Origin of the sequence: Psychrobacter sp. ENNN9_III, assembly GCF_001462175.1 — a bacterium.
Classification (GTDB): domain Bacteria; phylum Pseudomonadota; class Gammaproteobacteria; order Pseudomonadales; family Moraxellaceae; genus Psychrobacter.
In genome coordinates this window covers 1-4,702 of record NZ_LNUO01000060.1, presented here as the reverse complement: position 1 = coordinate 4,702, position 4,702 = coordinate 1, and the positions used below count along the sequence as shown (strand labels likewise).

Below are 4,702 nucleotides of genomic sequence, written 5' to 3'. Positions count from 1 at the left end.
GAGCATAAATATATGCTCAGCCTCAACAATCATACACATTAAATATAATCCGTTCAAAATGAAAAAGGAACGTTTAACGCATCTCGATATTACCATCTTCTTGTGGCAATACATCAAGATTGATACTTGAACCTACGCCCGCACCAAGCTTAACTGCGAAGCGATCCATGAACAGTTGGAACGGATCCATCGGCGTATAATTTACCACGTTATCTAACTTTAACTCTCTTTCTAAGCTTGCAATACTACCTGATTGGTCTGCCAGTCCCAATGCGATAGACTGCTCACCAGTCCAAAACAACCCTGAAAATAAGTTGTTAGCTTCAGGATCTTTAAGACGATCGCCACGACCTTCTTTTACAGCATTGATGAAGTGTTTATGAGTATTGGCAAGTACTTCTTCGACATGCTGCTCTTCATAACTGCTAAGCGGACGTGACAAGCTTAGAATATCTTTATATTCACCAGCCGTAATGGTACGGTCTTTGACACCTACTTTATCCATCAAACCTTCGATGTTATAGTTTGGCATAATGACACCAATAGAGCCCACTAAGCTTGATGGATTGACATAGATCTCATCTGCTGCTGATGCAATATAGTAAGCACCAGAAGCACCGATATCACCAATCACCGCATACAGCTTTTTGTCTGGGTACTGCTGTCGTAGATTCATCATAGTTTGCCAGATCTCATCTGATTGTACCGGAGAGCCACCAGGTGAGTTGATATCAAGTGCCACTGCTTTTGAGTTATTGTTTTCAAAGGCACGCGTCAATGCTTTACTGATATCATAGGCATTTGCAGGATCAGCATTACTTATCGTACCTTGTAACTCAACCACAGCTAAATGCGGCTTACTGGTATCAATACCTTCTAGCCCAGATGGCGCATCATTACTACAACTACGGCCTATCGTTAAAAATAGCAGTAAAATATAACCAAAAGTGAGCAGTTTAAAAAAGATACTCCAACGCCTTGAGCGGCGCTGCTCTTCTACACTGGCTAATAAGGTTTTTTCAATAAGACGCCATTCTTGTCCATTTGGCTGGTTAGGCGATATTTGTTGCAATGGTGCCGGCTGATTTTCTGAATTATCAGGACGTTTGTTAGGGTCTGGCGGCCAGTTGGGCATATAACTTCCTAGGTAAAAAGCGATCTAAAACAAGTAAAGATGGGTATAGAAAATAAGTATAATAAAAAATTTGAATACATGAATGATCGGTACGGCTAGGTCATTTAGTATGGTGGTGTTTTTGTCATGGTTCAATAGTGAAAACGTGAAATGTCATCATACTATGATGTTGATAACAGATGTTAGCAGAATTGGCATCATTTTATGGTGAAGCATTAAAACGTAGCGCTATCTCTAAGGTCTTACGATCATAAGTGATTATCTCATCAATCTGTTGCTGGTTTAATATGTCAGTAGTCACCTGTGACGTACTGTGACCAAGCCACTGCGTAGGATAACCTGAGCTCGTAATATCTGCAAACGAATCATCTGAACATAGCAGTGGCCACATTTGCCAGAGACGCTGATGAGTATCTGCATTTAAAACCAAACGTGCTTGAAACGTCTCGCTTTGATGGGTATTTTTATGACTGGTCTGCGGACTAGCCTTTGATACAGATGCAGTTGAAATAAATGTTTGAGCAGTTTCCTGTAATGACTGCTGTGGGGCATTGGCATCATATCGAACGACTCGAATTGGCTGCTTACTAGCAATCGCTATAGTACAATCCCAAACGCTACTATCATCGATGTCACGCCAGCCCGTTATAGCCTGTACTGCCATATCATTGTTATCTAGCTGCCACGTTTTACCTTGCTCGCAGCTTTGCGCGCTAATCGTGGTTGTTCGCGCGGATTGATTGCGCTCTAGATATAACTGCTGATAAGCTGTCCAGCGCTCGTAATGACCTGCTTGCCAGTACTGATTAATAGGCGTAGTTTGGTTTAATTGTAAGACGCTCATTGGTAGTAGCTCAGCATTTTTAGGGCTGCTTTTAACCTTGCTCTCTTGCTGTTTAGCAGACAAAGTATTGGTTAGCGCTGGTACGCTGGTTTGGACGACGACGCCTTCTAACTGTTTAATCGATAACGTTCGCAGTTGTTGTACTAAATTTGCAGTGATGTCATTTGCAGTCATTGTGCTTGGCATTGTTCTTGTACCATAAGGTCTATGATCTGCTAAAAATAGCCAGTAAACAGTATCTGAAACCGCCGCTCTTTTACCATTATTTTTATTATTGTCTCTAATATTACTATCCATGTGTTGATGTGTTATCGGGTACTGCAATACTGCTGCGCTCAAATACTGATCACCAGTTGGTAATATGTATAAGGTAGGTGTTGTCGCTAAGGACTGCTGATTGGCATATACCGTCATCACTAACAAGCTTAGAGGCGGTAATGCTAGCCCGCGACTAATAAGCCCGCGTGGTAGCAACCATGGTACCATGATCAGTAGCGCCATCAGCAATATAGCCATATTTACTGGTGTATACAGCCAAGCGTCCGATAACGCTGGCAATGACGTTAACCACGCTATCAGCTCATGCAGGCTTGTAACCATCATACTTACCAATGTCCAAATACTGTCTGCTATAGCGGGTAATAACAGATAGCACAGTCCTGCTAACAGATTCAAAGGTACAATGACCCAGCCGAATAAACCAATAGCAAATAGGTTGATAAACAGCCCCCACAACGAGGCCTTGCCAAACAACAACAACGTAATAGGCAACAATGCGATAAATAACCAAAACTGCAATTTAAATATGCGTTTACCAGCCAGCCCTATCTGAGTTAGTAAGGTACCACTTACATGGTTGTTATGAGCAGCGCTATGACGATACGGCACTGAAGATGCATTATCTTGCTGGTGTGATGCGTTATCATATTTTAATAATAATGCCACTGCGATAAACGATAGCCAGTAGCCTGCCTGCCATAATACATAAGGATCATGCCAAGCCATGAGTACTGCTATCGCAAGTAACACACGCATGGTACCAATAGGCAGTAGCGTTAATCGCACCAATCCTATCGCTAGTAGCATCCATGCGGTACGTGCAGCTGGTACATCAAACCCTGTAAACAACGCATAGATAAAGGCAACACCAATCATGACCCACCAGCGCACCTGCCAGCGCGGTATGTTACGATACAGCGCTGGCCAACGGTGGTTTACCATCCAAACTGCTGCACCTGCGAGTATGATGGCCAAAAACAAAACATGCGTACCAGAGATAGCCAACAGATGCGAGATACCAGCCAGTTGGTATAAATCTTTAATATCACGATTGATTAAGCTACGATCACCTGTTAGCAAACTTAAGGTTACCGCTTTTGCTTGCTGCTCTGATGACGTTTGCTGCAGCCAATCTGCATAAAAATGCTGACGCAGCTGCCAACGCCCTTGGTCAATACGAGTACGCAAACTGTTAAGAAATGAGTTAGAGACATTATCGAAAGCAGTGATTTTTGATGAGTTGTCTAGCGCTCTGATGGGCTCACCAGTGGCAATAATAGCAGCCATACCATCGATGTGACGCCCTCTAAGCCAGCGATAGCTATCGAAACCTGTTGGATTATTGATGGTTTGCTCAGAGGTAGCCAAAGGTGCAAGCTTCAAAGTCATAAACAGCTGATCACCAGGCTGTAGATTATTGAGATTGGTTATCTGTGTATTATTAGAAGTTTGATTAGGATAAGCATTGAGCAACACGCGATGTTCTAAGCTTTTATCACTATCGTAATTTACGTCTTTATTATATAAATCTTTATTACTTAGGCTGTTATTAATGTAGGCTTGTGTTTGCGTTTGTAGCTCTTGCACAGTTAATGTAGAAACCAAAGGCTCAATTGCCTGCAAAGTTGCCACTTGCCGATAGCCACTATTCGTCGCAGGGTCGTACACACTATCGCTAATGCTTTCGATAGTCACCCATGCGCGTACCTGCGTAGTCTTAGTAATCTTTGTAGCTTCCGCTTGCTGATAGGCCGATAATGCTTGTAGTGCACTTCCGATAATCAGCACACTAGCTATGACAGTCATCAGTAGACAACGGACAAACTTATAAAATACGGTGGTATCTTTTGTTCGATGTTTATGGAGGGAGTGATTACTGACTGACGATAGCGCTGCACTGCGCTGGAGAATAAAAAGAAGAATCACCGTTGTTACGGTTAACAAAAGCCACATAAGAGAACTTGTGATAGGCAAGTTGAATGGTAATAGCCTATCTTGAGCAAAGTCCATAGTCCCTATTGATAATACGCCTACCATCGCTATAATGCTTGAGATGCCAACTGCCCAATACATCAGCACTCCTTACATGATGGCTTATCAAATATACACTCAGCTTTAGATAATGCTGAAAGAATGACTATAATTAGATTTTTATTATACGTCATTTGTTTGGTTATTTATTAACTAACATTAGACGACTAAACACCGATGATAGCATTATTAATGTTATTACCCTATACTATTTAACATATCGCGACTGCTTCTATTGATAGCCACTCGTCCTGTTATTTTATCGGCAATTTATCTTTACTGACGATATTTTCCAATATTGTTAAATACTAAACCCTTGTACTCTTCTGAGTGAACTGTAGATAACGATCAAAGGCAAACCTGTGCCCCAAAAACGTCTCAAAAGCCTCCTACCCACGCCCGAAAAAATTTTA

Annotated in this window: 2 protein-coding genes; both read right to left on the bottom strand. The window is 41.9% G+C overall.

All coding sequences use genetic code 11. The annotated features are described in order from the left end of the window. Positions 1–73: 73 nt before the first annotated feature. Positions 74–1,135, bottom strand: a complete 1,062-nt coding sequence (gene sppA / locus PENNN9_RS04230; RefSeq protein WP_058368489.1) for a signal peptide peptidase SppA — start codon at positions 1,133–1,135, stop codon at positions 74–76. Positions 1,136–1,337: 202 nt separating this feature from the next. Beyond that, a complete protein-coding gene (locus PENNN9_RS04225) occupies positions 1,338–4,331 on the bottom strand; it encodes a ComEC/Rec2 family competence protein (RefSeq protein WP_058368488.1) in 2,994 nt (997 codons plus the stop codon). Positions 4,332–4,702: the final 371 nt, after the last annotated feature.